21 protein-coding genes and 1 pseudogene are annotated in these 24,558 nt (G+C 63.6%); 11 read left to right on the top strand and 11 right to left on the bottom strand.

What is annotated here, in order from left to right:
* The first annotated feature begins 39 nt into the window (after positions 1 to 39).
* The 4 genes from ACR9YP_RS06820 to ACR9YP_RS06805 all read left to right on the top strand — a co-directional run bounded on the left by ACR9YP_RS06820 (position 40) and on the right by ACR9YP_RS06805 (position 4,950).
* Entirely contained in the window at positions 40 to 2,382 is a 2,343-nt protein-coding gene (locus ACR9YP_RS06820; protein ID WP_438103524.1) for a xanthine dehydrogenase family protein molybdopterin-binding subunit, read from the top strand.
* A gap of 15 nt (positions 2,383 to 2,397) precedes the next feature.
* Positions 2,398 to 3,198 (top strand): FAD binding domain-containing protein, encoded by an 801-nt coding sequence (locus tag ACR9YP_RS06815; protein ID WP_438103525.1) that lies wholly within the window; start codon positions 2,398 to 2,400, stop codon positions 3,196 to 3,198.
* Positions 3,199 to 3,408: 210 nt separating this feature from the next.
* Positions 3,409 to 4,533, top strand: coding sequence for a CaiB/BaiF CoA transferase family protein (locus tag ACR9YP_RS06810; RefSeq protein ID WP_438103526.1), 1,125 nt, complete (start codon positions 3,409 to 3,411; stop codon positions 4,531 to 4,533).
* A gap of 105 nt (positions 4,534 to 4,638) precedes the next feature.
* The gene (locus ACR9YP_RS06805) at positions 4,639 to 4,950 is read left to right on the top strand and encodes a DUF1272 domain-containing protein (protein WP_438110452.1); all 312 of its coding nucleotides are present in this window, start codon (positions 4,639 to 4,641) and stop codon (positions 4,948 to 4,950) included.
* A gap of 267 nt (positions 4,951 to 5,217) precedes the next feature.
* Here ACR9YP_RS06805 and fahA read toward each other — a convergent pair whose 3' ends face one another.
* From fahA to ACR9YP_RS06780, 5 genes are all read right to left on the bottom strand, one after another.
* On the bottom strand, positions 5,218 to 6,489 hold the full coding sequence (gene fahA, locus ACR9YP_RS06800) for a fumarylacetoacetase (RefSeq protein ID WP_438103527.1): 1,272 nt from the start codon (positions 6,487 to 6,489) through the stop codon (positions 5,218 to 5,220).
* Positions 6,490 to 6,687: 198 nt separating this feature from the next.
* Positions 6,688 to 8,034, bottom strand: coding sequence for a homogentisate 1,2-dioxygenase (gene hmgA, locus ACR9YP_RS06795; RefSeq protein WP_474219253.1), 1,347 nt, complete (start codon positions 8,032 to 8,034; stop codon positions 6,688 to 6,690).
* A gap of 2 nt (positions 8,035 to 8,036) precedes the next feature.
* Positions 8,037 to 8,993 carry an MBL fold metallo-hydrolase gene (locus tag ACR9YP_RS06790; protein ID WP_438103529.1) on the bottom strand — a complete coding sequence of 319 codons (957 nt, stop codon included), beginning with the start codon at positions 8,991 to 8,993 and terminating at the stop codon, positions 8,037 to 8,039.
* 24 nt (positions 8,994 to 9,017) lie between these two features.
* Positions 9,018 to 9,242, bottom strand: coding sequence for a DUF2783 domain-containing protein (locus ACR9YP_RS06785; protein WP_025032749.1), 225 nt, complete (start codon positions 9,240 to 9,242; stop codon positions 9,018 to 9,020).
* Between the two features lie 8 nt (positions 9,243 to 9,250).
* Positions 9,251 to 10,864 (bottom strand): FAD-dependent oxidoreductase, encoded by a 1,614-nt coding sequence (locus tag ACR9YP_RS06780; RefSeq protein WP_474219252.1) that lies wholly within the window; start codon positions 10,862 to 10,864, stop codon positions 9,251 to 9,253.
* Between the two features lie 110 nt (positions 10,865 to 10,974).
* Here ACR9YP_RS06780 and ACR9YP_RS06775 point away from each other — a divergent pair, with 110 nt between their 5' ends.
* Positions 10,975 to 11,517, top strand: coding sequence for a MarR family winged helix-turn-helix transcriptional regulator (locus tag ACR9YP_RS06775; protein ID WP_474219251.1), 543 nt, complete (start codon positions 10,975 to 10,977; stop codon positions 11,515 to 11,517).
* A 321-nt stretch (positions 11,518 to 11,838) separates the two neighbouring features.
* On the opposite strand, the gene ACR9YP_RS06770 is transcribed toward ACR9YP_RS06775, so the two are convergent.
* From ACR9YP_RS06770 to ACR9YP_RS06750, 5 genes and pseudogenes are all read right to left on the bottom strand, one after another.
* Positions 11,839 to 12,855, bottom strand: coding sequence for an IS110 family RNA-guided transposase (locus tag ACR9YP_RS06770; protein ID WP_474219250.1), 1,017 nt, complete (start codon positions 12,853 to 12,855; stop codon positions 11,839 to 11,841).
* A 142-nt stretch (positions 12,856 to 12,997) separates the two neighbouring features.
* Positions 12,998 to 13,438 (bottom strand): hypothetical protein, encoded by a 441-nt coding sequence (locus ACR9YP_RS06765; RefSeq protein WP_438103532.1) that lies wholly within the window; start codon positions 13,436 to 13,438, stop codon positions 12,998 to 13,000.
* A gap of 189 nt (positions 13,439 to 13,627) precedes the next feature.
* On the bottom strand, positions 13,628 to 14,290 hold the full coding sequence (locus ACR9YP_RS06760; RefSeq protein ID WP_474219249.1) for a phytochelatin synthase family protein: 663 nt from the start codon (positions 14,288 to 14,290) through the stop codon (positions 13,628 to 13,630).
* 420 nt (positions 14,291 to 14,710) lie between these two features.
* Positions 14,711 to 15,439 (bottom strand): annotated as a pseudogene (locus ACR9YP_RS06755) (transposase); the annotation flags it as partial.
* 18 nt (positions 15,440 to 15,457) lie between these two features.
* The gene (locus ACR9YP_RS06750) at positions 15,458 to 16,264 is read right to left on the bottom strand and encodes an N-acyl homoserine lactonase family protein (protein WP_438103533.1); all 807 of its coding nucleotides are present in this window, start codon (positions 16,262 to 16,264) and stop codon (positions 15,458 to 15,460) included.
* 381 nt (positions 16,265 to 16,645) lie between these two features.
* On the opposite strand from ACR9YP_RS06750, the gene ACR9YP_RS06745 reads away from it, so the two are divergent.
* The 6 genes from ACR9YP_RS06745 (at position 16,646) to ACR9YP_RS06720 (ending at position 23,826) form a co-directional block, all read left to right on the top strand.
* On the top strand, positions 16,646 to 18,175 hold the full coding sequence (locus ACR9YP_RS06745) for a caspase family protein (RefSeq protein ID WP_438103534.1): 1,530 nt from the start codon (positions 16,646 to 16,648) through the stop codon (positions 18,173 to 18,175).
* Positions 18,176 to 18,319: 144 nt separating this feature from the next.
* Positions 18,320 to 18,991 carry an OmpA family protein gene (locus ACR9YP_RS06740; RefSeq protein WP_474219248.1) on the top strand — a complete coding sequence of 224 codons (672 nt, stop codon included), beginning with the start codon at positions 18,320 to 18,322 and terminating at the stop codon, positions 18,989 to 18,991.
* 158 nt (positions 18,992 to 19,149) lie between these two features.
* The gene (locus tag ACR9YP_RS06735) at positions 19,150 to 20,079 is read left to right on the top strand and encodes an RND family efflux transporter (protein ID WP_091899067.1); all 930 of its coding nucleotides are present in this window, start codon (positions 19,150 to 19,152) and stop codon (positions 20,077 to 20,079) included.
* Positions 20,079 to 23,228, top strand: coding sequence for an efflux RND transporter permease subunit (locus tag ACR9YP_RS06730; RefSeq protein WP_474219247.1), 3,150 nt, complete (start codon positions 20,079 to 20,081; stop codon positions 23,226 to 23,228). Before ACR9YP_RS06735 ends, ACR9YP_RS06730 begins: the two co-directional genes overlap by 1 nt.
* A gap of 32 nt (positions 23,229 to 23,260) precedes the next feature.
* Positions 23,261 to 23,593: a DUF6883 domain-containing protein gene (locus ACR9YP_RS06725; RefSeq protein ID WP_438103536.1), complete on the top strand. Its 333-nt coding sequence runs from the start codon at positions 23,261 to 23,263 to the stop codon at positions 23,591 to 23,593.
* Positions 23,536 to 23,826: a DUF4926 domain-containing protein gene (locus ACR9YP_RS06720; protein ID WP_438103537.1), complete on the top strand. Its 291-nt coding sequence runs from the start codon at positions 23,536 to 23,538 to the stop codon at positions 23,824 to 23,826. The genes ACR9YP_RS06725 and ACR9YP_RS06720 overlap by 58 nt, the downstream gene beginning before the upstream one ends.
* Positions 23,827 to 23,833: 7 nt before the next feature.
* Here ACR9YP_RS06720 and ACR9YP_RS06715 read toward each other — a convergent pair whose 3' ends face one another.
* Entirely contained in the window at positions 23,834 to 24,508 is a 675-nt protein-coding gene (locus ACR9YP_RS06715) for a Crp/Fnr family transcriptional regulator (protein ID WP_128930729.1), read from the bottom strand.
* Positions 24,509 to 24,558: the final 50 nt, after the last annotated feature.

Below are 24,558 nucleotides of genomic sequence, written 5' to 3'. Positions count from 1 at the left end.
AAGCGCGGGTCAACAAATTTCCGGTCGGGAGGACCAGACATGGGTGTTGAAGGCATCGGTGCGCGCGTCGTGCGCAAGGAAGACAAGCGTTTCATTACCGGCAAGGGCCGCTACGTCGACGACATCAAATTGCCGGGCATGACTCATGCCTATTTCATCAGAAGCCCGCACGCGCATGCCAAGGTGAAGGGGATCGACTCCTCTGCCGCCTTGAAGATGCCGGGCGTGGTCGCGGTGCTCACGGGACAGCAACTCGTCGACGACAAGGTCGGTAACCTCATCTGCGGCTGGGCCATCACCTCCAAGGATGGCAGCCCGATGAAGATGGGCGCATGGCCGGCGATGGCGCCGGAGACGGTGCGGTTCGTCGGGCAGGCCGTCGCCGTCGTGATCGCCGAGAGCAAGAATCTCGCGCGCGACGCGGCGGAAGCTGTCGTCGTCGATTACGAGGAGCTTCCCGCGGTCGCCGACATGCACGCCGCCATCAAGGCCGGCGCGCCGCAGCTGCATCCCGAAGCCCCCGGCAACCAGGTCTATGACTGGGTGATCGGCGACGAGGGTGCGGTCGATGCAGCCTTCGCCAAGGCGGCCAATGTGGTGAAGCTCGACGTCACCAACAACCGCCTCGCCCCGAACGCGATGGAGCCGCGCGCGGCGATCGCCGATTACGACGCGGCGGAGGAGCATTTCACGCTCTACACCACGTCGCAGAACCCGCACGTCGCCCGCCTCGTGCTGTCGGCGTTCTATAACATCGCGCCCGAGCACAAGCTGCGCGTGATCGCGCCCGACGTCGGCGGCGGCTTCGGCTCGAAGATCTTCATCTATCCCGAAGAGATGGTGGCGCTGTGGGCCTCCAAGAAGGTCGGTCGTCCCGTGAAATGGACCGGCGACCGCACCGAGGCCTTCCTCACCGACGCGCATGGCCGCGACCATGTGACCCACGCCGAGATGGCCTTCGACGCCAACAGCAAGATCACCGGGTTGAAGGTGAAGACCTACGCCAATTTCGGCGCCTACATGTCGCTGTTCTCGTCGTCGGTGCCGACCTATCTCTACGCGACGCTGCTGTCGGGCCAATACAACATCCCGGCGATCCATGCCGAGGTGATCGGCGTCTACACCAACACCACGCCGGTCGACGCCTATCGCGGCGCCGGCCGCCCCGAGGCCAGCTACCTGCTGGAGCGGCTGATGGAGACGGCGGCACGGCAGCTGAAAGTCGATCCGGCCGAGCTGCGCCGGACCAACTTCATCACTCAGTTCCCGCACCAGACGCCTGTCATCATGGCCTATGACACCGGCGACTTTAACGCCTCGCTCGATGCGGCGATGAAGGCGATCGACTATGCCGGCTTCCCTGCCCGCAAGGCACAGGCAAAGTCGCAAGGCAAGCTGCGCGGCATCGGCGTGTCCTGCTACATCGAGGCCTGCGGCATCGCGCCGTCAAAAGCCGTCGGCAGTCTGGGTGCCGGCGTCGGCCTGTGGGAATCGGCCGAGGTGCGCGTCAATCCGGTCGGCACCATCGAGATCCTCACGGGATCGCACAGCCACGGCCAGGGCCACGAGACCACGTTCTGCCAGCTCGTCGCCGATCGCTTAGGCGTTCCGATCAGCCAGGTCTCGATCGTCCATGGCGATACTGACAAGGTGCAGTTCGGCATGGGCACCTACGGCTCGCGCTCCGCAGCCGTCGGTCTTACCGCGATCCTGAAGGCGATGGAGAAGATGGAATCCAAGGCCAAGAAGATCGCCGCGCATGCGCTGGAGGCCTCGGAGGCCGACATCGTCATCGAGAACGGCGAGTTCAAGGTCACGGGCACCGACAAGGCGATCGCCTTCCCGATGGTCGCGCTCGCGGCCTACACCGCGCACAATCTGCCCGAGGGGATGGAGCCCGGCCTGAAGGAGAGCGCCTTCTACGACCCCACCAACTTCACCTTCCCGGCCGGCGCCTATATCTGCGAGCTCGAGGTCGATCCCGGCACCGGCAAGACATCCTTCATCAACTTCGTCGCGGCCGACGATTTCGGCCGGCTGATCAACCCGATGATCGTCGAGGGACAGGTCCATGGCGGCCTCGCCCAAGGCATCGGGCAGGCGCTGCTCGAGCACGCGATCTACGATGCCAACGGCCAGCCGGTGACGGCCTCGTTCATGGATTACTCCATGCCGCGTGCCGACGACCTGCCCTCGTTCAACCTCTCCCACACCACAACGCTGTGCCCGGGCAATCCCCTGGGCATCAAGGGGTGCGGTGAGGCCGGCGCAATCGGAGCTTCTGCAGCCGTGATCAACGCGATCACGGATGCGATCGGCAAGAACAATCTGGAAATGCCCGCAACCCCCGACCGGGTGTGGCGCACGATCAACGCCGCTTAAGAGGGAGGAACCAAGATGTACCAGACCACCTATCATCGGGCTTCCTCGGTCGACGAAGCCGTGAGCCTGTTCGGCAAGAGCAGCGAGGCGAAATTCCTGGCCGGCGGACAAACCCTGCTGCCTGTCATGAAGCAGCGGCTCGCCAATCCGTCAGACGTCATCGACCTCGGCAAGATCAAGGACATGATCGGCGTCGAGGCCTCCGGCGACACGCTGACTATCAAGGCCGCCACGCCGCATCATGACGTCGCCACCAGCGATGCCGCGAATAAGGCGATTCCGGCACTCGCCTATCTGGCGTCGCTGATCGGCGACCCCGCGGTGCGCTATCGCGGCACGATCGGTGGCTCGATCGCCAACAACGATCCCGCTGCCGACTATCCCGCCGCACTGCTCGCGCTCGGCGCCACCGTGAAGACCAACAAGCGGTCGATCTCGGCGGATGATTTCTTCAAGGGCCTGTTCACCACGGCACTCGAAGACGGTGAGATCATCACCGCCGTGTCGTTCCCGGTTCCGGCGAAAGCGGGCTACGCCAAGATGCGGCATCCGGCCTCGCGCTTCGCACTAACCGGGGTGTTCGTCGCGCAGACCAAATCGGGCGAGGTGCGGGTGGCCGCCACCGGCGCCTCGCAGAACGGCGTCATGCGGGTCCCCGCCATCGAAGCCGCGTTGAAGGCGAACTGGTCGCCATCGGCGATCGACAGCGTCAGTATTTCTGCGAGCGGATTGCTGGCTGACATCCATGGCACGGCCGAGTACCGCGCCAACCTCGTCAAAGTGATGGCACAGCGCGCGGTGACCGCTGCGGGCTGACAATCGCGCTTTAGCGCCTCGACACAAATTTTCCGCGGCGCGCACTTCGGTGCGCGCCGTTTTTATTTTGGCCATGCGGCATGAAAACCGCTTGCCTCGCTGGTGTGAAGGCGAGAAAAGTTAATCAGCCAATTAACTCGCCCCAAAGAGCAATGTCCGAGGCCATTGCCGGATCACCGGCATCCGCCCGCGACCCGAGGAAACAACAACGTGCTCGATAAACCAGCCCAAGAAAAATCAGAAGGCTCCTCCGTCCGCGCCTCCGGCCCGCTGTCGGGCTTCCGCATCGTCGAATTCGCCGGCATCGGACCCGGCCCGTTCGCCTGCATGATGCTGGCCGATATGGGCGCCGACGTCGTCACGCTCGATCGCATCGGCGCCAGGAAGAGCATGAAGTCGGTGGCGGGCCGCGGCCGCAAGGTGATCGAGTTCGACCTCAAGGACAAGGCGGCGATCGCGCAAGTTCTCGACCTGCTGGCGAGCGCCGATGCGCTGGTCGAAGGCTTCCGTCCCGGCGTGATGGAGCGGCTCGGGCTCGGCCCTGACGTCGTACTCGCGCGCAACCCGAAGCTGGTCTATGGCCGCATGACCGGTTGGGGTCAGGAAGGCCCGCTCGCGAACGCCGCCGGCCATGACATCAATTACATCTCGATCACCGGTGCGCTCGCCGCGATCGGACCTAAGGAGGCACCGGTGCCGCCGCTCAATCTGGTCGGCGATTTCGGCGGCGGCGCGCTCTATCTCGTCGTCGGCGTGCTCGCGGCGCTTCTCGAAGCGCAAAAGTCCGGCAAGGGCCAGGTGGTCGATGCCGCCATGTGCGACGGCGCGGCGTCGCTGATGTCGTTCTTCTTCGACATGACCACGATGGGACGCTGGACCGAGGGGCGCAACCAGAACTTCCTCGACGGCGGCGCGCATTTCTACGGCGTCTACGAATGCGCCTGCGGCCATTTCGTCTCGATCGGTTCGATCGAGCCGCAATTCTACGCGCTGCTGCGCCAGCACGCGGGCCTGACCGACGCCGATTTCGACGCGCAGATTGACCGCAACGCCTGGCCGGCGCTGAAGGAGAAGCTGAAGGCGGTGTTCAAGAGCAAGACGCGCGAGGACTGGTGCAAGATCATGGAAGGCACCGACATCTGCTTCGCGCCGGTGCTGACCATGTCGGAAGCCACGCAACACCCGCACATGGTCGCCCGCAACGTCTTCGTCGAGCGTCACGGCGTGAAGCAGCCAGCGCCCGCGCCGAGATTCTCACGCACGCCTTCGGCCGTCCGCGACCCGGAGGCGGCGGAGATCGGGGCTGTGACGGCTGCGTGGAAGGCCGGGCGCTAGCGGCGCTAGGCAATCGCCTGGAGCCCGACTGAAATCGAGGGAACTACGTCATTCGCGTCGCGGGCGCGATCTGCGATGATCCCGGTCAATCCGGGAGATTCAACCATGGCCCTCCAGCTTCGACCGAACTGCGAATATTGCGACCGCGACCTGCCGCCTGATGCAACCGACGCGCGGATCTGCTCGTATGAATGCACGTTTTGTGCGTATTGCGTGGAGACGAAACTCTTCAACGTCTGCCCAAACTGCGGCGGCGGTTTTGCCCCGCGCCCAATCAGGCCGGCGCAGGAATGGCGGCCGGGTGTGTGCACCGCGAAGCAGGTGCCGTCCGACAAGCGGGTGCATCTGAAGTACAGCCTGGACGATGTCGCGGCGCATTGCGCGCGGATCAAGGACGTGGCGCCGGAGAGGCGGTGAACTGCTGCCACACCGTCATTGCGAGGAGCCCTTGCGACGAAGCAATCCAGAATCCCTCCGCGGAGAGATTCTGGATTGCTTCGCTGCGCTCGCAATGACAGCGAGGTGCGGCCGGAGGAGCGATAGGTCTCGTAGGGTGGGCAAAGCGAAGCGTGCCCACCATGGTCACTGCGATCGCCGAAGGATGGTGGGCACGGCGCTGATGCGCCTTTGCCCACCCTACGAGACCTGCGCTCGCAATGACGGAGGTCGTGGCGGCGGCGCGCCCTACTCCGCCGCCAGAATCGTCCCCTCGACCTCGCCGAACCCCACGCGATAACCATTGCCCTGGCACCAGCCGCGCATGACGAGGCTGTCGCCATCTTCCAGGAAGGAGCGCTTGGCGCCGCCGGGGAGTTCGACCGGCTCGGTGCCGTTCCAGCTGATCTCGAGCAGGCTGCCGCGCTGATCCTTCTCCGGACCGGAGATGGTGCCGCTCCCAAGGAGATCGCCGACATTCATGGCGCAACCGCTGGAAGCGTGGTGCATCAGCTGCTGCACCGAGGACCAGTACATGTATTTGAAATTGGTGCGGCTGATGCTGGCGGGGACGTTGGCGCCGGCGGCGCGCAAGGAGACGTCGAGCGCAATGTCGTAGTTCTGCGGCTTCGTCTGCTTGAGATAGTCGAGCGGCTCTGGCTCCTGCTTCGGCCCCTTCAGCCGGAACGGCTCCAGCGCCTCGCGCGTCACCACCCACGGGCTGATCGAGGTCGCGAACGCTTTTGCCAGGAACGGCCCGAGCGGCACATATTCCCATTGCTGGATGTCGCGCGCGCTCCAGTCGTTGAGCAGCACGAAGCCGAAGATCATCTCCTCGGCTTGGCTCTCGCTCAGCATGCCGCCCATGGCTGAGGGCTGACCGATCACGGCGCCCATCTCCAGCTCGAAATCGAGCCGCTTGCACGGCGCAAAGCTCGGCACATCCACATTCGGCGGCTTGAGCTGTCCGCGCGGCCGCTTCACCTTGGTGCCGGACACCACGACGGTGGAGGCGCGGCCGTTATAGGCGATCGGCATATGCAGCCAGTTCGGCTGCAACGCATTGTCCTTGCCGCGGAACATCACGCCGACATTGGTGGCGTGTTCCTTGGAGGAATAGAAATCGGTGTAGCCCGAGACGGTGAAGGGCAGATGCAGTTTTGCATCGCGCATCGGCACCAGCGCACGGCTGCGCAGCTCCTCGTTGTCGCGCAGCTCCGGATGATCGTGACGCAAGAGCTCGCTGATCCGTGCCCGCGTCTTGGTCCAGACCCTCGGTCCCAGCGCCATGAAGGAATTGAGCGAGGCCCCGGAGAACACACCGAGCGGACCAACGTCGAGCCGCGAGTCCTGCTCGAGCTCCCAGAGATCGAGCACGTAATTGCCGATCGCAACACCCACGCGCGGCGTCGGATTGCCCGCGGTCGAGAACACGCCATAGGGCAGGTTCTGGATAGGGAAGTCGGATGCGGGATCGATGTCGATGAAGCAGCGAAGGCTGGGGTCGTTGGGGTGGGGCATTGGTTTTCCGTGGCGCAGCGGTGACGGTGTCACCCTCCCCTGGAGGGGGAGGGTCGGCTCGTATTGAGCGCAGCGAAATATGAGACGGGGTGGGGTGATCTCTCAACACGAGCACTGTTGGACGTGGAGAGACCGTCACCCCACCCCGCTCGCGCTACGCGCGATCGACCCTCCCCCTCCAGGGGAGGGTAAGAAGCCTCACGGCCTGTTCGGATCGAACCGCTTCTCCAGGCCCTTCCAGCACTCCGCATAATCGTCCTGCAGCGTCGACGACTTCGCGGCATGCGCGGTGACGCGCTGCGGGTACCGGGTCTCGAACATGAAGGCCATGGTGCCGGTCAGCTTCACGGGCTTCAGCTCGCCATTGCTGGCATGCTCGAACGCGTCGCGATCGGGGCCGTGAGGCAGCATGCAATTGTGCAGGCTGATGCCGCCGGGGACGAAGCCTTGCGGCTTGGCATCGTAGACGCCGTAGATCAGGCCCATGAACTCGCTCATGATGTTCATGTGATACCAAGGCGGGCGGAAGGTGTTGTCGGCGACCATCCAGCGCTCGGGGAAGATCACGAAGTCGATATTCGCGGTGCCCGCCGTCTCCGAGGGCGACGTCAGCACCGTGAATATCGACGGATCAGGATGGTCGAAGCTGATCGCGCCGACCGGCGAGAACGTGCGCAGGTCGTACTTATAGGGCGCGTAATTGCCGTGCCAGGCGACGACGTCGATCGGAGAATGCGGCAACGTGGTCTTGAACAGCGAGCCGCCCCATTTCACGTAAAGCTCGGTCGGTGTGTCCTTGTCCTCGTAATATGCGACCGGCGTCAGGAAGTCGCGCGCATTGGCGAGGCAATTGGCGCCGATCGGCCCGCGCTCCGGCAGCGTGAAGGCGCCGCCATAGTTCTCACAGAGATAGCCGCGCGCCGGACCGTTCGGGATTTCGACGCGGAACTTGACGCCGCGTGGAATCACCACGATCTCGCCGGGCTCGGCATCGATGCGGCCGAACTCGGTGACGATACGCAAGACGCCCTGCTGAAGCACGAACATCAGCTCGCCGTCGGCATTGTAGAAATGCTGGTCCACCATCGACTTGGTGATGAGGTAGACATGCGCCGCCATGCCGGCCTGCGTATTGACGTCGCCGGCGGTCGTCATGGTCTGCACGCCCTGGAGGAAGGTCACCTCCTCCTTCGGGATCGGCGCCGGGTCCCAGCGCAGCTGCGCGATCGGCAGGTCGTATTCGTGGCACGGCGCCGAGCGCCACAGCCCGGCATCGATCTTCTCGAAGCGGCCGGAATGCTTCACCGAGGGGCGGATGCGGTACAGCCAGGAGCGCTCATTGGTGCCGCGCGGCGCGGTGAAGGGCGAACCCGAGAGCTGCTCGGCATAGAGGCCATAGGCGCAGCGCTGCGGCGAGTTGTGCCCGATCGGCAGCGCGCCGGGCAGCGCCTCGGTCTCAAAACTGTTGCCGAAGCCGGACATGTAGCCCGGCGTCACCTGTGCGGAACTGCGAACGATCTGATCGGGCGAGGTGTTGATGTTCATGACTATCCTCCTCCTTGCAAGTTCGCCCACATTTCCTGGTCGCGCTTGTCGGTCCAGATCACGGGGTCGTCGATCCCCGACGCTTCGTCGAAGGCGCGCGACACGTTGAACGGCAGGCAGTGCTCGTAGATGGCAAAGCTCGAAAATTTCGGATCCATCACCTCGCGCGTCGCCGCCATCGTCTCCTTCAAGGTGCGGCCCTTGGCGACGGAGATTTCGGCCGCGCCATAGAGTGTGGAGACGAAATCGCGCGTCATCGCGATGGCCTCGCGCCCGGTGGCGAGGCCCTTCAGGGCATCGCCGCGGCCCGGCGCGATGGCCTTGGGATTGAAGTTGCGGATCTCGTTCAGCGTCAGCGGCCATTCGCGCAAATGCGCATCGCCGCAATAACAGGCCGAGTGATATTCGATGAGATCGCCGGAGAACATCACCTCGGCATCCGGCACCCAGGCGACGATGTCGCCGGAGGTGTGGCCGGCGCCAAGCTGCATCAGGCGCACCTCGCGTTTTCCCAGATAGATCGACATCTCGCCTTCGAAGGTCAGCGTCGGCCAGGTCAGGCCGGGGATGCTCTGCGCGTCCTGGAACAGGCGCGGGAAGCGGTCGTATTCGGAATCCCAATCCTGCTTGCCGCGCTCTTCGATCAGCCGATAGGTCTCCTGCGAGGCGACGATACCTTGCGCCTTGTAGGCGGATGCGCCCAGCACGCGCACCGCATGATAGTGCGACAGCACGACATATTTGATCGGCTTGTTGGTGACGGTGCGCACGCGCTCGATCACCTTGTTCGCCATCGCGGGCGTTGCCTGCGCATCGAACACGAGGCAGCCGTCGTCGCCGACAATGACGGCCGTGTTCGGATCGCCCTCGGCGGTGAAGGCATAGAGATCGGTGCCGATCTCGGAGAAGGTGATCTTCTTCTCGGCGAGATCGCCGGTGGATGCGAAGTTCTTCGCCATCAATTCGTCCTTCAAGTCACTGGGTTATTGTTGTTGCTGTTGTTGCTGCTGGCCGTCGATCATGCGCCGCTTGGCAAGCCCGATCGCTTCGCGCAGCACGTCGATGTCGCCGATATGGTTGGCGAGGATCAGCACCAGCGCCGCGTCGAAATCGGCGCTCTGCTCCTCGGTCAGGCCGCGATGCGCCTCGACGATGGCGCGAAAGGCATCGTCGGGACGCGCGAAGTTGGAGCTGGTGGAGAGCGGCATGCGAAACCTCAATACAAACCTTCGGCCCGCGCCAGCGCCGCCGCGATCGTCGCGCGCGTCGGGCGACGGAAGCGCGCCGCGACATAACCGTCGGGCCTGAGCAGATAGGCGGCACCCGACTCGGCGCCGTAGCGCTTTGCGACCAGGCCCGAGGGATCGGCAAACCCGCCCTCATCTCCAATGCAGATGCCCTTGATGCCATCGGGCACATCGACCGGCGCGCCATTGCTGAACGACAGCAAGGTGAAGTCCGTTCCATCCTTGCGGAAGGCATCCGTCAGATAGATCTGGTCGCCGGCACGCGTTGCGACGGGCGCGTCGAGCATGGAACAGCCGGGCGACGGTCCACCGCGCCACGTATCCGCATCGAGCGAGGACAGCGGCGAGTGGTAGCTGCACGGCACCGACAGCCGGCCGGCATTGACCATGCGCTTGCCGAACTCGGTCTCCTTGGCGAGCGACAGCACCGCCTTGCGCAACCGCGCTTCCTGGTGCGAGTTCGGCGCCATGAAATCGGTCGAGCGGGTGGATTCGCGGATGTTCTCGTCGGCCGCCATGCTGCGCTCGACATGGTAGCTCTCGAGCAGGCTCGCGGGCGAAGTCCCGCGCAGCACGCGAACGAGCTTCCAGGAGAGGTTTTCGGCGTCCTCCAGTCCCGAGTTGGCGCCGCGTGCGCCGAAGGGCGAGACCTGGTGCGCGGAATCGCCGGCAAAAATCACGCGGCCATGGATGAAGCGGTCCATCCGCCGGCATTGGAATTTGTACAGCGAGATCCACTCGAACTCGAACTTGTCATGGCCGAGCATGCGCGCGATGCGCGGCCGCACGTTTCCCGGCTTCTTCTCGAGAACCGGATCGGCGTAGCGATTGAGCTGGAGATCGATGCGCCAGACGTCATCGGGCTGCCGGTGCAGCAACGCCGAACGTCCAGCATGGAACGGCGGATCGAACCAGAACCAGCGTTCGGTCGGGAATTCCGCGGTCATCTTGACGTCGGCGATCAGGAACTGATCCTCGAACACCTGTCCCGCGAACTCGGCGCCGACCATCTGCCGCAGCGAGGACCGCGCGCCGTCACAGGCGATGACATATTGCGCGTGCAGCCGATAGGCTCCCTCCGGCGTTTCGATCGTCAGCGCGACGGCATCGTTGCGCTGCTCCAGCGCCGTCACCTTGTTGCGCCAGCGCAGGTCGATCGCAGGCAGATCCTGGATGCGATCGACCAGATAGGCTTCGGCGTAATATTGCTGAAGGTTGATGAAGGCCGGGCGCTTGTGGCCGTCCTCGGGCAGCAGATTGAACTGGTAGAGCTGCGACTCGCCGTGAAAGATCCGTCCGACGCTCCACATCACGCCCTTCTCGACCATGCGGTCGCCGACGCCGAGGCGGTCCCAATATTCCAGCGAACGCTTCGAGAAGCAGATCGCGCGCGAGCCTTCGCCGATACGGTCGGCATCGTCCAGAAGCACGACGCGCTGGCCGCGCTGGGCAAGATCGATCGCGAGCGACAACCCCACCGGGCCCGCACCAACGACCACGACAGGATGCGCGGCCGGGTCCTGGCCCGGACGATCCTGATCGGGGTGGCGGCGATAGCCGAACTGGGATTTGGCCTGCGCCATGCGCTAACCTTTCGCTCTGGTCAGGAGAGGACTGATCTGCTAGATAGTCTCACGTGCAACTATTTTGGACCGGAGCCGGCCGGCCGTCAACTGAATTCGGAGCGCTTTCCTTGGCGAGGACATCCAGCGACATCGCGCTGAACGCACGGCAAGCCGACGAGGCTTCGCCGCGGCCAAAGCCTCGGCTTGATCTGTTCAAATTCGTGCCGTTCCGCCTCAACCGGCTCGCGGCTGAGGTGAGTTCCGCGCTCGCGGTCGAATATCAGGAGCGGCATGGCCTCGACATTCCGGCATGGCGCGTGATCGCCACGCTCGGCTTCCGCAATGATGCCTGTAGCGCGCAATTCATCTCGCAATGCACCCGCACGCACAAATCGACCATCAGTCGGGCGGTGACGATGCTGCTGCACCAGGGATTGATCGAGCGGGTCGAGAACGAAGCCGACCGTCGCGAGTTCCGCCTGCAACTGACGAAGAAGGGCCGCGCGCTCTATGAGGAGCTATTCCCGCAATTGCTGCGGCGGGAAGACGAGATCCTCGCCTGCCTCTCTGCGCAAGAGCGCAAGCAGCTCTCGGCGCTGCTCGGCAAGATCGAGCAGAGTCTCGACCTGATCCAGACCAGCGAAGAGGCGGACGCCAAGCAGGCGTATTAGGGTGGGTAGCTATAAAGCGGAAATCGACGAAACATAGGCCAAGGTCTGCTACGGGGCCATGTGTGGACGGCTCCGGGTTGGCAAGGAGAATCTTCACTTTGCGGCGTTGGTCGGAGCGGCCATGTGTTCGGCCTGTTTGCGCGGTTCACGTGACCGCTGGCCATAATGCCCTCCGCGGATCAGGTCCCGATCAAAAGCACGCATTCGGAGATGCCGTGGCCCGTGTGGGTTGTCCTGATCGCCGGATCGACCGGCGCTGCATTAAGTGCTGTTCGCCCTTCCAACCGTTACGTCACACCGGCATATCCGGCGTAATCTCGTTTACGCCATGAGAGCGGCGGGTTCCTTGTAGCGTTCGTTCCTCGCCATCATCGCCCAGGCTATCCTGGCGAGTTTGTTGGCGAGCGCGATGGCAGCGACCTTAGTTGCTCGCCGCGCCAGCAATGCGGAGAGCCAGGGCCGACGCCCCGTTCCATGGATCTTGGCATAGCGGATCACGGCGAGTGCGCCGGCCGTGAACAGGCTGCGCAAATAGCGATCGCCCTGCTTGCTGATACTGCCAAGTTTGTCCTTGCCTCCGCTCGAGTTCTGCTTCGGCACGAGCCCAACCCAGGCCGAGAAGTCTCGACCCGATCGGAACGCGCTCGCGACCAGCGCCGTTGCCAGCGCCGGACCGACACCAGGGATCGCGTCCAGTCGCTTGCTCGTCGCGCTCGATCGATGCCAGGCGACAATGCGCCTGTCGAACTCCAGGATTTGCACCTTCAGCGCCCGCAATTGACTGCCGAGGGCAGCAAGACATGCGCGGGCCACCTCCGGGAGCCGGCGGTCAGCTGTATCGGCGACGACTTCCAGCAACTGATCGACGCCCCGGCGCCCGACCGGGGCGACAATCCCGAACTCGGCAAGATAGGCGCGGATTGAATTGATGACGGCAGTCTGCTGGCGGATGAAGAGGTGGCGCGCTCGATGAAGCATCAGACAGCTCTGTTGCTCGACCGTCTTGGTCGGCACGAACCGCATGTTGGGTCTCGTGACCGCCTCGCAAATCGCCTCCGCGTCGGTGGTGTCGTTCTTGTGCCGCTTGACGTACGGCTTCACATAGGCCGGAGGCATCAATCGCACCGTATGTCCCAACGCCTGCAACTCACGGGACCAATAATGGGATGATGCGCAAGCCTCGATCCCCACCAGGCACGGCGCCAACTTCTCAAAGAAGGACAGCACGAAACGGCGCTTGAGTTGACGCCGTATGACCACTTGCCCGGCTGCATCGACGCCATGCACTTGAAAGACCGACTTCGCAATATCCAGACCGATCGTCGAAATTGACTGCATAGGCTGCTCCTCCGAATCGTGGGAGCCTCAAAAACGGCGCCCATACCTTGGCACTCTCGTGCCGGTGGAGGAGCCGTCCACAGCATCAAAGGCGACATTCCCTGCTTGGCCTGATATGAAAGAGGCCACTACGTGGCATCGGTCAAAATTGAAACGGTCTGACCGAAACGGAAATCTTGCCGTCTGCGGTTAGTTCCACCTCGAAGTCCACCTCCTTTTGCGCTGTCACATCCTCAACCGTCGCAGACAATAACGCGGTACAGGTAACTGCTCGCTTGGCTTTGCTTCTTGAATTTGTGCTTATCGCATCATCCAACCTATAAGCGGCACCTTGTCTCGCCTTTTCCCAAATCGCTAGTTTTTCGGCCTCTGTGGCCGCATTACTTATCATCGCCGCAACCGCGCTCGAATTCATAACGGCGTAGTTGACAAGCGCGTTGTTGCTGTCGTCCGAAACGATCTTAATCACTGTATTACGCGCATCCAAAGAATTACACTCGGGCATCGTTCCGGCACAACCGCCCAGCAAAAGTAAAACAGGGAGGCGCGCTAAAACCGACTGTCCTTCCAGAAAATGCTTCATCGGAATCCGGACCACATCAGACAGCCGACGTCGTGACGGCTGCAGTGCTGTTCGACTCAGGGCCACGAGCAGAGCCGTCGCAAGGCAGCTGCTCGCAGCCTTGTTTTATTCGATCGCCTCGTCACCTCCACCGCCTCGCTCGCCTTCTTCAGCCCAGGGCTGTACGTGACAGGCCGCAGGGATTTGCAATTACTCGATCAGCAACAGCCCGCGCTTCTTATCGCCATCGTACGTATTCACAGCTGCGAACAGCCGCTTTCGCTCGACTAGCCATGGCTGGTAATTGGAATTGACATCGAGCACGAAAACTAGATCGTCGGCTTCCAGATAGCCACCAATGGGCGAATGATGTCCAACACCAGCACCAAAAATTTGCGCGCGATTGAAATTCACGATGTAGCGTCGGCTTGGATCGTTGGAACGACGCAAATGTTCCAGAAACTGGCCCTCGCTGAGATTACGCAAGACCGTGACTTTGCGGCTCGTGTTGGTCCGCGCCACCTCGGCCAGTTCGTCAAGCGTGAGACCCAGGATGCATAAGCCCGTCCAGCACCGCCCGGTGCCGGCCAACACCTTACCCTCCGTGCTTGCCGTCTCGCCGAGCGACCTATACGCATTCGCAACAGCTGCAGGTCCGCAACGAGAGCTATTTGATTGCCAGTTCACGTTCCCATGGAATGTGGCGGCCACTGGCAGGTGCCACGCGCGTTCCATAAGCTCCGGTGTACGAGTTACCGAGAATGCAATGGCTTCTGTCGGCACGCGTGACTGGCCGACGACAAGGGCCCCGGCACCCAGCAGGCCCGCAGTGACGACAATGCAGATAATGCTGACTGAGCGCCACCGCTTCATGGGTCTGAACCTGGCAGCAGTCCGACTGGAGGCTGGCCAGATTATATCCTTAAGCTAATTGGCGGGAAGCGACCCCAAGTAAACGTCCGTTGAAGGTCATTCGCGTCGATTTGGCCGCGGCCACCACGTCCGGTCTGGCGTCAGCTGCTGACGTCCGGGCGCTATCGCGATCTTCGCCTTCGGGTCAAACTGAGAAAAGCTCAACGAGAGCAATTCGCGTCCGCTAGACCCTGCGAAGCAGAACTCTAGGCTATCCGCAGTTTCGCCGATGGGCCTTGGTTGTGTGCAAACGCATAGGCCTGACGCGGCGTGGTCGCCAAGTATTGCGCGCGGCCGGTATTTGCGTATCGAATCGTCCAATGACCGGCCAAAGTAGGTACCGCGACCGGGGGATTGTAGTTTTGGACGCACTTCCGGCCGTCAGGCGGCGCGGATGGCTGCAATCAGGCTTGGTTTGCCGAGGATGTTCATCACCCGTGTGAGGTTATAGGCGAGAACATGCAGCGCCATCTCAGCAGCGACATTCCGCAGGCGCTTCATCAGGAAGTGGGTCGCACCCATACGGGCCTTGATCGTGCCGAAGGGATGCTCGACCGTCTCGCGCCGCGTCCGCATGGCGTCGGGATTGGAATCGAGCCTTCTTTGGACCTCCTCGACCACATGCTCGTGCTTCCAGCGCGTGATGCGACGCTCCTTGGACGGCGTACATTGGCTCTTGATCGCGCAGCCTTGGCATGCCGCCGTCGACCAGTAACGGCGCAGCGTCATTCCATGCTCGATGTTGGTGAAGTGATAGGGCAGCAGCTCGCCGGAGGGGCAGCGATAGACGTCCTCATCAGGCAGGTAGGCGAAGTCCTGTTTGCCGAACCGGCCCTCCGCCTTGGCGTTCGAAGTCATGGGCTTGGGCAAGGTGACTGCAACGCCAGCCTCTTCGCAGGCTAATATCTCCTCTCCGTCGAAGTAGCCACGGTCGGCGACCGCCTCGAGCTTGTCCACTTCGAGTACTTCTTTGGCTTGCTTCGACATCCGAGCAAGCTGCCCACGGTCGTTGCCGACGTTTATAACCTCGTGCCGCGAGAACCATGAAGGCCCCGCTGCTGCAGCTCGGCCTTGATCCTTCGAGACGCACGCAAGAGCGCGCGCCTCAGGATGAGGGTCTGCGTCAGGCTATTTCGCAAACGATCGCGCCGGCGGCAGGTGCAGCGCCCAGGCGTCGACCTTGTCGCTGGCGCGCGGATAGATCTCGGTCACGATCGGATCATGGCCGGGAATGAATCGATCAGGGTGACCGGCGAGGCGCTCGATCGTCTCCCAGGCCTGCGCCATGTCGCCGACATTGTAGACGATCGGGAACGGGCTCTTACGCTGGAGATTGGCGTAGTAATGCGCGGCATCGGACGCCAGCACCACCGGTCCGCGCGCGGTCTCGACCTTGACCACCTGCAAGCCGTCGGAATGGCCGCCGACGCGATGCACGGTGACGCCGGGCGCGACCTCGCCATCGCCGGAATAGAAGGTGACGCGCTCGCCATAGACGTGACGCACCATCAGCGTGACGTGCTCGACCGAGAACGGATGGCGCAAGAGGCCGTTGCACATGCAGCGGCCGGTCGCGTAAGCCATCTCGCGCTCCTGGAGATGGAAGCGGGCGTGTGGGAAGCGATCGAGATTGCCGGCGTGGTCGTAATGCAGATGCGTCACGATGACGTCGCGAATCGCGGCCGCGGCGACGCCGAAGCGCCCCAGCGCGTCGACCGGATTGAGCGTCAGCTTGCGCGCCCGCGCGCTCGCCTCCTCGGCGTTGAAGCCGGTGTCGACCAGGATGTCGCGACCGTGCCCTCGGATCAGCCAGACGAAATAGTCGAGATCCTGCGCCGCGCTGTCATGCGGGTCGGGCACGAGGAAGTTCATGTGAGGGGTGCGCGGCGACATCGTCGCATAGCGCAGTGCGTAGATCTCGTAGACGTTTCCCATGACGCTGCTCTTTGTTTTGCTTTTTTCTGAGTGGACCTGCAGAGACGCACCGGCGGACCAAGCCATTGTCCGTTGCAAAGGTCAAACACCTGAGGTTGCGACGACCGCGGTCCTGCAATGTGAGACCAATCACATTTTAGTCGCCCTGGCTGCCCTAACGTCCCGTGGACAGGATCGAGCCAGATCGCATCGAGTGCAACCATGACAGCCTCTTTATTCCCCTCGCAGCGCGGCCATGCCTTGCGGTCGATCGTCGCGATAAAGTCGAATCTCCAAGCGGTTGACGCCCCCCATCCCGGGTCTGATAATGCATGGAGCGAAAGTTAAGGTCGCCGCGGCGCAAGCTGGGAACGGTGCCTTTTTGGCTGGACCGCGCTGATTATGAAAATTCGCTTCCTTTTTCTGCTGCCTTTGCTGATCTCGCTTGTTCCGACTGCCCCGTCACTTGCGGCTGGCGACCGCTTTGCGCTGGTGATCGGCAACGCCAAATATCCGGATGCGGATGCCCCGCTGAAGGAACCGATCAATGATGCGCGCGACGTCGCCGACGAGCTCAAGCGCGACGGCTTTTCCGTCGAGATCGGCGAGAACCTGACCGGCGACGGCATGCGCCGCGCCTTCGACAAGCTCTACGGCAAGATCAAGCCCGGCTCCGTGGCGCTGGTGTTCTTCAGCGGATTCGGCATCCAGTCCGCGCGTCAGAGCTACATGCTGCCGGTCGATGCGCAGATCTGGACCGAATCCGACGTGCGCCGCGACGGTTTCAGCCTGGAGACCGTGCTCGGCGAACTCAACACCCGCGGCGCTGGCGTCAAGATCGCGCTGGTCGATGCCTCCAGACGCAACCCGTTTGAGCGCCGGTTCCGCAGCTTCTCGGCCGGCCTGACCCCGGTGATCGCGCCGAATGGCACGCTGGTGATGTATTCGGCGGCGCTGGCCTCGGTGGTCTCGGACGCCGGTGGCGAGCACAGCCTGTTCGTCCAGGAACTGCTCAAGGAAATCCGCGTCCCCGACCTGATGGCCGAGGAGACGCTGAACCGCACCAAGATGGGCGTCACCCGCGCCTCGCGAGGCGAGCAGGTGCCGTGGATATCCTCTTCATTGGCCGAAGATTTCTCGTTCATTCCAGGGGCCGGCGGATCGCGTCCGTCAACGACGCCGCCACCCGCGCCGCCGGCCGTGGTCGCCAACAACCCGCCGCCGGCACCACCCGCGCCGCCGACACCGCCTTCGCCGCCGAAGCCGGCCGACACGGCTGCGGCTCCTGCACCTCCACCCCCTCCTGCGCCCGCACCGGCGGCCTCGCCGAAGCCGCAGGTCGAGGCCGCCCTGCCGCCACCGCCGCCGCCCGTAAAGCCGGTTGATCCCGGTCCCGCGCCGAGCACGGACAGCGGACCGAGCCCCGCCGTCCTGGCTGACGACCCCACGATCAAGAGCCTGACGGCCAAGATTGCCGCCAATCCGGACGACGTGAACGCGCTGTACCGGCGTGGCCAGGTCTATGCCAGCAAGGGCGCCTACAACCTCGCCATCAAGGATTTCGACGATACGCTCCGCATCAACGCGAAGGACGTCGAGGCACTCAACAACCGCTGCTGGACCCGCACCGTGGTCGGCGATCTCCAGGGCGCGCTCAAGGATTGCAACGAGGCGCTGCGGCTGCGGCCGAACTTCGTCGATGCGCTGGATAGCCGCGGGCTGGTCAACCTGAAATCGGGCGCGGTCAAGAACGCCATCGCCGATTTCGACGCGGCCCTGAGGATCAACCCGCGCCTGACGTCCTCGCTCTACGGACGCGGCCTCGCCAAGCAGCGCAACGGCTCCGCCCAGGAAGGCGCGCTCGACATCGCCAATGCCAAGGCGATGGATCCGAACATCGTTCAGGAATTCGCAAGCTACGGAGTGCGTTGATATTTTTTTGGATTGAGGCAGCAGACGCCTCGAACCTTCAACAGCCCAAGGAAGACTAATGGGCGGATGCCGCAAGGGGGCCTTTCCCGAGGGCTATTGCAGGAATTTGGAAATGCGCGAGCTGGCTGCGCAGGAGGGACTGCTATGAAATTGGCTGCAAAGGGACTGACCGCGATCCTGTCCATCATCACCATCGGCGCCGCTCTGTCGCTGCCGGCGTCGCCCGCCTTCGCGGGCGACGAAAGCAACAGCAAGAACGTCACCGAGGACGAGATCGTCCGCGCACTCGCGCCGCCGCCGAAGAAGCCTTTGACCCGCGGCCTCTCGATCACCCCGCAGGCCGATCCCGCGCCGAACGCGGCGGAGACCAAGCTGATCCAATCCGTGCGCGGCCGCTCGACGCGCTCGCTGTCGTCGACCGAGCGCGAGGAAATCGCCTCCGTCGCCAAGGACAAGCCGAACATCGATCTCGAGATCACGTTCGACTACAACTCCGCCAATATCAGCGCCAAATCGATGCCTTCGGTGCAGGCGCTCGGTCGCGCGCTGACCAGCCCCGACCTGAAGGGCTCGACCTTCGTGGTCGCCGGTCACACCGACGCCGCCGGCGGCGAAGCCTACAACCAGGACCTGTCGGAGCGCCGCGCGGATTCGATCAAGCGCTACCTCGTCGACAAGTACGGCATCTCGGCGACCGACCTCGTCACCGTCGGCTATGGCAAGAGCAAGCTGAAGGATCCGAGCCAGCCGATGGCGGAGGTCAACCGCCGCGTGCAGGTGGTCAACATGGAAAACAAGACCACCGCATCGAAGTAAGCACGACGCAATCCTTTGCAGTGACACGTCGTGATGTGGTGTAACGTCTCGCTTCCAAAGCGCGTCCCGCAGCCTTGCGGGACGCCGCTTTATTTCGGGGAAACGCTCTCGATAGGCCTCGTACGGACGGCCGTGAGCCAGGCCAGGGTGATCCGGCGATGAACCTTTCCGCATATCTCAAGCCGGCCGGAACGGTGGCGTTCGTCGTCGCGCTCGGCATTGGCTATTATCTGTTCGAGCATCGGCGCCGCCCCGAGGCGAAGGAAACGCCGGGCGAGGCGCTCGTCATCGTGACGAAGTCGACCAATGCCTGCTTCTCCGACCTCGTGCGGGTGACCGGCTTCTTCGTGCCGCGCCGCGAGGCCGTGGTCGTCGCCGACCAGGAAGGCTCGCGGGTCACGGACCTCTTCGTCACCGAAGGCACTGTTGTCACCGACAATCAGGAGCTGGCGCGCCTGACCGCGCCACCGCAGATGCCCGGCCAGCCGCAGCGCCCCGGCCCGCAAGGCCCGCTCTCGCTGAAGGCGCCCGCGCCGGGCCTCGTCACCGAGGTCCGCACCATCGTCGGCGCGCCGGCCTCGCCGCAGGCCGGCCCGATGTTCCGCATCGCCGTCAACAACGAGATCGAGCTCGACGCCCAAGTCCCGGCGGTTCATATGCCCAAGCTCAGCTCCGGCGCGACCGTGCGCATCAGCCGCGATGACGCACCCGATCTGATCGGCCGGGTCCGGCTGGTTGCGCCCGAAATCGACCGCACCACCCAGCTCGGGCGCGTCCGCATCAGCGTCACCAACAATCCCTCGCTGAAGGTCGGCGTATTCGCCCGCGCCTCGATCGACGCCAAGCGAAGCTGCGGCGTCTCGATCCCGAAGACCGCGATCGACCATCTCACCGTGCAAGTCGTCAAAGGCAATATTGTCGAGACGCGCAAGGTGCGGGTCGGACTGTCGTCCGACAGCGCGACGGAAATCCTGGAAGGGCTCGAGGTCGGCGAAATCGTCGTCGCCGACGCCGGCTCTTCGCTCCATGATGGCGACCAGATCAAAACCATGTTCGCCGATGAACTCGATCGCACGCGAGTACGCTGATGGCTCTTAATATCTCGGCATGGTCGATACGTCATCCGCTGCCGTCTGTCGTCTTTTCGATCATCCTGCTGGTTCTCGGCTGGACCTCCTTCACCAAGCTCGCGATCACACGGCTGCCGTCGGCCGACATCCCCGTGATCTCGGTTGCGGTCTCGCAGTTCGGCGCAGCGCCGGCCGAGCTCGAATCCCAGGTCACCAAGACGGTTGAAGACGCGGTCTCCGGCGTCGAGGGCGTGCGGCACATCACCTCTTCGATCACCGATGGCCTGTCGGTCACCACGATCCAGTTTGCGCTGGAGACCAACACGGACCGCGCGCTCAACGACGTCAAGGACGCGGTGACGCGCGTGCGCTCCAACCTGCCGCAGAACGTCACCGAACCGCTGATCCAGCGCGTCGACGTCATCGGCCTGCCGATCGTCACCTATGCCGCGATCTCACCCGGCAAGACGCCGGAGCAGCTCTCCTATTTCGTCGACGACGTGGTCAAGCGCGCGCTGCAAGGCGTGCGCGGCGTCGCCCAGGTCGAGCGCATCGGCGGTGTCGAGCGCGAGATCCTGGTCTCGCTTGATCCCGACCGTTTGCAGGCGATGGGGCTGACCGCGGTCAATGTCAGCCAGAGCCTGCGCGGCACCAATGTCGACGTCGCCGGCGGCCGCGCCGAGATCGGCAAGAACGACCAGGCCATCCGCACGCTCGCCGGCGCCAAGACGCTGGGCGATCTTGCCGGCACCATGATCCCGCTGTTCGGCGGCGGCGAGGTCCGGCTCGACGATCTCGGCACCGTCACCGACACCATCGCCGACCGCCGCACCTTCGCCCGATTCAACGGCGAGCCGGTGGTCGCGCTCGGCATCAAGCGCTCCAAGGGCGCCAGCGATGTGAAGGTGGCCGAGGCCGTGCAGAAGCGCATCGACGCGCTCAAGACCGCCTATCCCGACGTCGATTTGAAGCTGATCGACACCTCGGTCGAATATACCAAGGGCAACTACCACGCGGCGATCTCGACCCTGTTCGAAGGCGCCATCCTCGCCGTCGTCATCGTGCTCCTGTTCCTGCGCGACCTGCGCGCGACCATCATCGCCGCGATCTCGCTGCCGTTGTCGATCTTCCCGGCGTTCTGGGCGATGGACCTGCTCGGCTTCTCGCTGAACCTCGTCAGCTTCCTCGCCATCACGCTGTCGACGGGTATTCTGGTCGACGACGCCATCGTCGAGATCGAGAACATCGTCCGGCACATGAACATGGGCAAGTCGCCCTATCGTGCCGCGTTAGAGGCTGCCGACGAGATCGGCCTCGCGGTGATCGCGATCTCGCTGACGATCATCGCGATCTTCGCACCCGCGAGCTTCATGTCGGGCATCGCCGGACAGTTCTTCAAGCAGTTCGGCATCACCGTTTCGGTGCAAGTGTTCTTCTCGCTGCTCGCGGCCCGCTTCGTCACCCCAGTGCTGGCCGCCTACTTCCTCAAGCACAGTTCGCATGAGGAGCCGCCGCCCGGCCGCATTTTGCGGTCCTATCATGGAATCGTGGCCTGGTCGGTGAGGCACTATTTCATCACGGTGCTGATTGGACTCGGCATCTTCGCCGCCTCGATCTGGAGCATCACGCTGCTGCCGCAGGGCTTCCTGCCGGCGCAGGACAGCGCCCGCTCGCTGCTTGCGCTCGAGCTGCCGCCGGGCACTCAGCTCGCCTATACCGAAAAGGTCACCGAAGACATCGTCGCGCGCCTGCGCAAGCGGCCCGAGGTGAAGAGCATCTTCGTCGACGGCGGGCGCGTCCCGCCGGGCACCCAGGAAGTCCGGCGCGCCGCCCTGATCATCAACTACACGCCCAAGGACAGCCGCGACATCACTCAGCGCGAGCTCGAGTTCTCGATCAGCCAGGAGCTGGAGAACGTTCCCGACATCCGCTTCTGGTTCCTGGACGAGAACGGCTTGCGCGCGATCTCGCTGGTGGTGACCGGTGTCGATCCCAACATCGTCAACAACGTCGCGAGCGAGCTTGCGACGCAGATGAAGCGCATTCCCACCATCTCCAACGTGATCTCGGAAACCTCGCTGGAACGACCCGAGTTGCGCATCGAGCCGCGCGCCGATCTCGCCGCGCGGCTCGGCGTCTCGACCGAAAGCCTGTCGCAGACCATCCGCGTCGCCACCATCGGCGACGTCGGGCCTGCACTTGCCAAGTTCGACGTCGGCGACCGCCTGGTGCCGATCCGTGTTCAGCTCGAGGACGCCGCGCGCGGCAATCTGAAGACGCTCGAGCAGCTCCGCGTGCCGCTCGGCGAGCACGGCGAGAAGGGCGGCGTGCCGCTCTCGGTCATCGCCGACGTCAAGCTCGACCAGGGCCCCACCAGCATCAACCGCTACGACCGTGAGCGACAGGCGACCGTCGCGGCCGACCTCGTCGGCTCCGCCGCGCTCGGCGATGCCACCAAGAAGATCTACGAGCTGCCGGTGATGAAGAGCCTGCCGAAAGGCGTGAAAGTCTCACCCTCGGGCGACGCCGAAAGCCTCAACGAATTGTCTGACGGTTTTGCGACCGCGATCACGGCCGGCCTGATGATGGTCTATGCCGTGCTGGTGCTGCTGTTCGGCACCTTCCTGCAGCCGATCACCATCCTGTTCTCGCTGCCGCTCTCGATCGGCGGCGCGATCGCCGCCTTGCTCGTCACCGGCAAGCAGCTCACCACGCCGGTGTGGATCGGCATCCTGATGCTCATGGGCATCGTCACCAAGAACGCGATCATGCTGGTGGAATTCGCCATCGAATCCATTCACGCCGGCAAGCCGCGCGAAGAGGCCATGATCGATGCCGGCATGAAGCGCGCCCGTCCGATCGTGATGACCACGATCGCGATGGCCGCGGGCATGATGCCGAGCGCGCTCGCGGTCGGCGCCGGCGGCGAGTTCCGCTCACCGATGGCGCTCGCGGTGATCGGCGGCCTGATCTTCTCGACCATCCTGTCGCTGGTGTTCGTGCCCGCGATGTTCATGGTGATGGACGATTTCGGCGCCCTGATCTGGCGCTTCGGCAAGCGGCTGATCGTGCACAGCGAGGATGCGGAGGCTGCCGGCCACCACGGAGCAGCTCCGGCGGAAGCCACACCAGCGCCGAAGAATATCGCGCGCCCAGCGGCGGAGTAGAGTTAGCGGGAACGAAACTGGGTGCCATCACGATGCATATTCCGAATGGCAAGAAGGCTACTGTCGACATTCGGAAGCTCGAAGACTATTGCCTGAACCCCTCGCATTCGCGCGGTCGACACAAAGCGAGAGTTTTCCGCGACGCTCTCGATCTTCAGCGCGGTGATGCAACCTGGCTTCGCAGTGCGCTCCTCAATGCAGTCCTTTCTGGCGATGCGTCCCAGATTGCGACAGATCGCTGGGGCAGCCGCTGGCGCATGGATATCCTGCTTAGGCGACAACAGAAGCAGGCTGTGGTAAGAACCGCATGGATCATACGGACCGGCGACGACCGGCCGACATTCGTCACCTGTTGGGTGCTATGATGAGCGTAGCGAGCAAAAGAAAGCGGGCGCCGGCGACACTGGATGTCGTCGCTTTGCTGGCGAGCCTTCCAGAGCACCGCTTGGCGCGAGGAAACGTCGGCACGATCGTCGAAGAGCTTGACGACAAGACGGTGCTCGTCGAATTCAGCGATGATGACGGCCGATCATATGCTATAGCACCATGCCTGCGGTCAGAGCTGCTAACCCTGCACTATGTGCCGGAAGCAGCTTAACTACCTCCTACTCGTTCCGCGCGATCGCCGTCAGCTTGGTCATGTTCCGCAGCAATATCCGGCCGCGCTGGAGATCCAGGATCGCCTCCTTGCGCCAGGCCTGAAGCTGGCGGTTGACGCTTTCGCGGGCGGCGCCGACGAAGACGCCGAGCTGCTCCTGCGAGATGTGCACCTCGGAGCCGAAATCGGCGGCGAGCGCGCAGAGCCGCCGCGCCAGCCGCACCGGCAGCGGCTGCAGCATGGATTCCTCCATGCGCTCGCTCTGCCAGCGGATGCGCTGGCAGAGCAGCGCGATGATCTTGATCGCGACCTTCGGCTCGCGCTCGAGGAAGCCGAGGAAATCTTCGCGCCGCAGCACGAACAATTCGCTCGCCTCACCCGCGGTGGCATCGGCCGTGCGGCTCTGGCCGTCCAGCACCGCGACCTCGCCGAACAGGTCGCCCGGCCCCATGAAGTTCAGCGTCAGCCGGCTGCCGTCGGAGGCGCCGGTCTCGATGCGGACCTGGCCGCGGCGCACGCCGAACAGCGCGTTTCCGGGATCGCCCTTCTGAAACAACACCTCGCCGCTCCCCAGATGCTGGGTGTGGCAGAGATTGGACAGCCGCTGGAGTTCGTCCGCGCCGAGATCCGCGAACATCGCGTTCATCTTCAGGATGACCGCAAATTCGGCCTGCTTGCTCATTTCAATGTCCTCGTCAATTTACTCGTGAATGTCCTTGGCAAATCGCTTGG

It is taken from the genome of Bradyrhizobium sp. BR14999 (genome assembly GCF_056106085.1).
This window is presented reverse-complemented; position numbering and strand designations above follow the sequence as displayed.

What these genes read in the sequence shown, in the direction of transcription:
- ACR9YP_RS06820 (WP_438103524.1), top strand. Translation starts at nt 40, where the DNA reads ATGGGTGTTGAAGGCATCGGTGCGCGCGTCGTGCGCAAGGAAGACAAG.
- ACR9YP_RS06815 (WP_438103525.1), top strand. Translation starts at nt 2,398, where the DNA reads ATGTACCAGACCACCTATCATCGGGCTTCCTCGGTCGACGAAGCCGTG.
- ACR9YP_RS06805 (WP_438110452.1), top strand. Translation starts at nt 4,639, where the DNA reads ATGGCCCTCCAGCTTCGACCGAACTGCGAATATTGCGACCGCGACCTG.
- fahA (WP_438103527.1), bottom strand. Translation starts at nt 6,489, where the DNA reads ATGCCCCACCCCAACGACCCCAGCCTTCGCTGCTTCATCGACATCGAT.
- hmgA (WP_474219253.1), bottom strand. Translation starts at nt 8,034, where the DNA reads ATGAACATCAACACCTCGCCCGATCAGATCGTTCGCAGTTCCGCACAG.
- ACR9YP_RS06790 (WP_438103529.1), bottom strand. Translation starts at nt 8,993, where the DNA reads ATGGCGAAGAACTTCGCATCCACCGGCGATCTCGCCGAGAAGAAGATC.
- ACR9YP_RS06785 (WP_025032749.1), bottom strand. Translation starts at nt 9,242, where the DNA reads ATGCCGCTCTCCACCAGCTCCAACTTCGCGCGTCCCGACGATGCCTTT.
- ACR9YP_RS06780 (WP_474219252.1), bottom strand. Translation starts at nt 10,864, where the DNA reads ATGGCGCAGGCCAAATCCCAGTTCGGCTATCGCCGCCACCCCGATCAG.
- ACR9YP_RS06770 (WP_474219250.1), bottom strand. Translation starts at nt 12,855, where the DNA reads ATGCAGTCAATTTCGACGATCGGTCTGGATATTGCGAAGTCGGTCTTT.
- ACR9YP_RS06765 (WP_438103532.1), bottom strand. Translation starts at nt 13,438, where the DNA reads ATGAAGCATTTTCTGGAAGGACAGTCGGTTTTAGCGCGCCTCCCTGTT.
- ACR9YP_RS06760 (WP_474219249.1), bottom strand. Translation starts at nt 14,290, where the DNA reads ATGAAGCGGTGGCGCTCAGTCAGCATTATCTGCATTGTCGTCACTGCG.
- ACR9YP_RS06750 (WP_438103533.1), bottom strand. Translation starts at nt 16,264, where the DNA reads ATGGGAAACGTCTACGAGATCTACGCACTGCGCTATGCGACGATGTCG.
- ACR9YP_RS06745 (WP_438103534.1), top strand. Translation starts at nt 16,646, where the DNA reads ATGAAAATTCGCTTCCTTTTTCTGCTGCCTTTGCTGATCTCGCTTGTT.
- ACR9YP_RS06740 (WP_474219248.1), top strand. Translation starts at nt 18,320, where the DNA reads ATGAAATTGGCTGCAAAGGGACTGACCGCGATCCTGTCCATCATCACC.
- ACR9YP_RS06735 (WP_091899067.1), top strand. Translation starts at nt 19,150, where the DNA reads ATGAACCTTTCCGCATATCTCAAGCCGGCCGGAACGGTGGCGTTCGTC.
- ACR9YP_RS06730 (WP_474219247.1), top strand. Translation starts at nt 20,079, where the DNA reads ATGGCTCTTAATATCTCGGCATGGTCGATACGTCATCCGCTGCCGTCT.
- ACR9YP_RS06725 (WP_438103536.1), top strand. Translation starts at nt 23,261, where the DNA reads ATGCATATTCCGAATGGCAAGAAGGCTACTGTCGACATTCGGAAGCTC.
- ACR9YP_RS06720 (WP_438103537.1), top strand. Translation starts at nt 23,536, where the DNA reads ATGGATCATACGGACCGGCGACGACCGGCCGACATTCGTCACCTGTTG.
- ACR9YP_RS06715 (WP_128930729.1), bottom strand. Translation starts at nt 24,508, where the DNA reads ATGAGCAAGCAGGCCGAATTTGCGGTCATCCTGAAGATGAACGCGATG.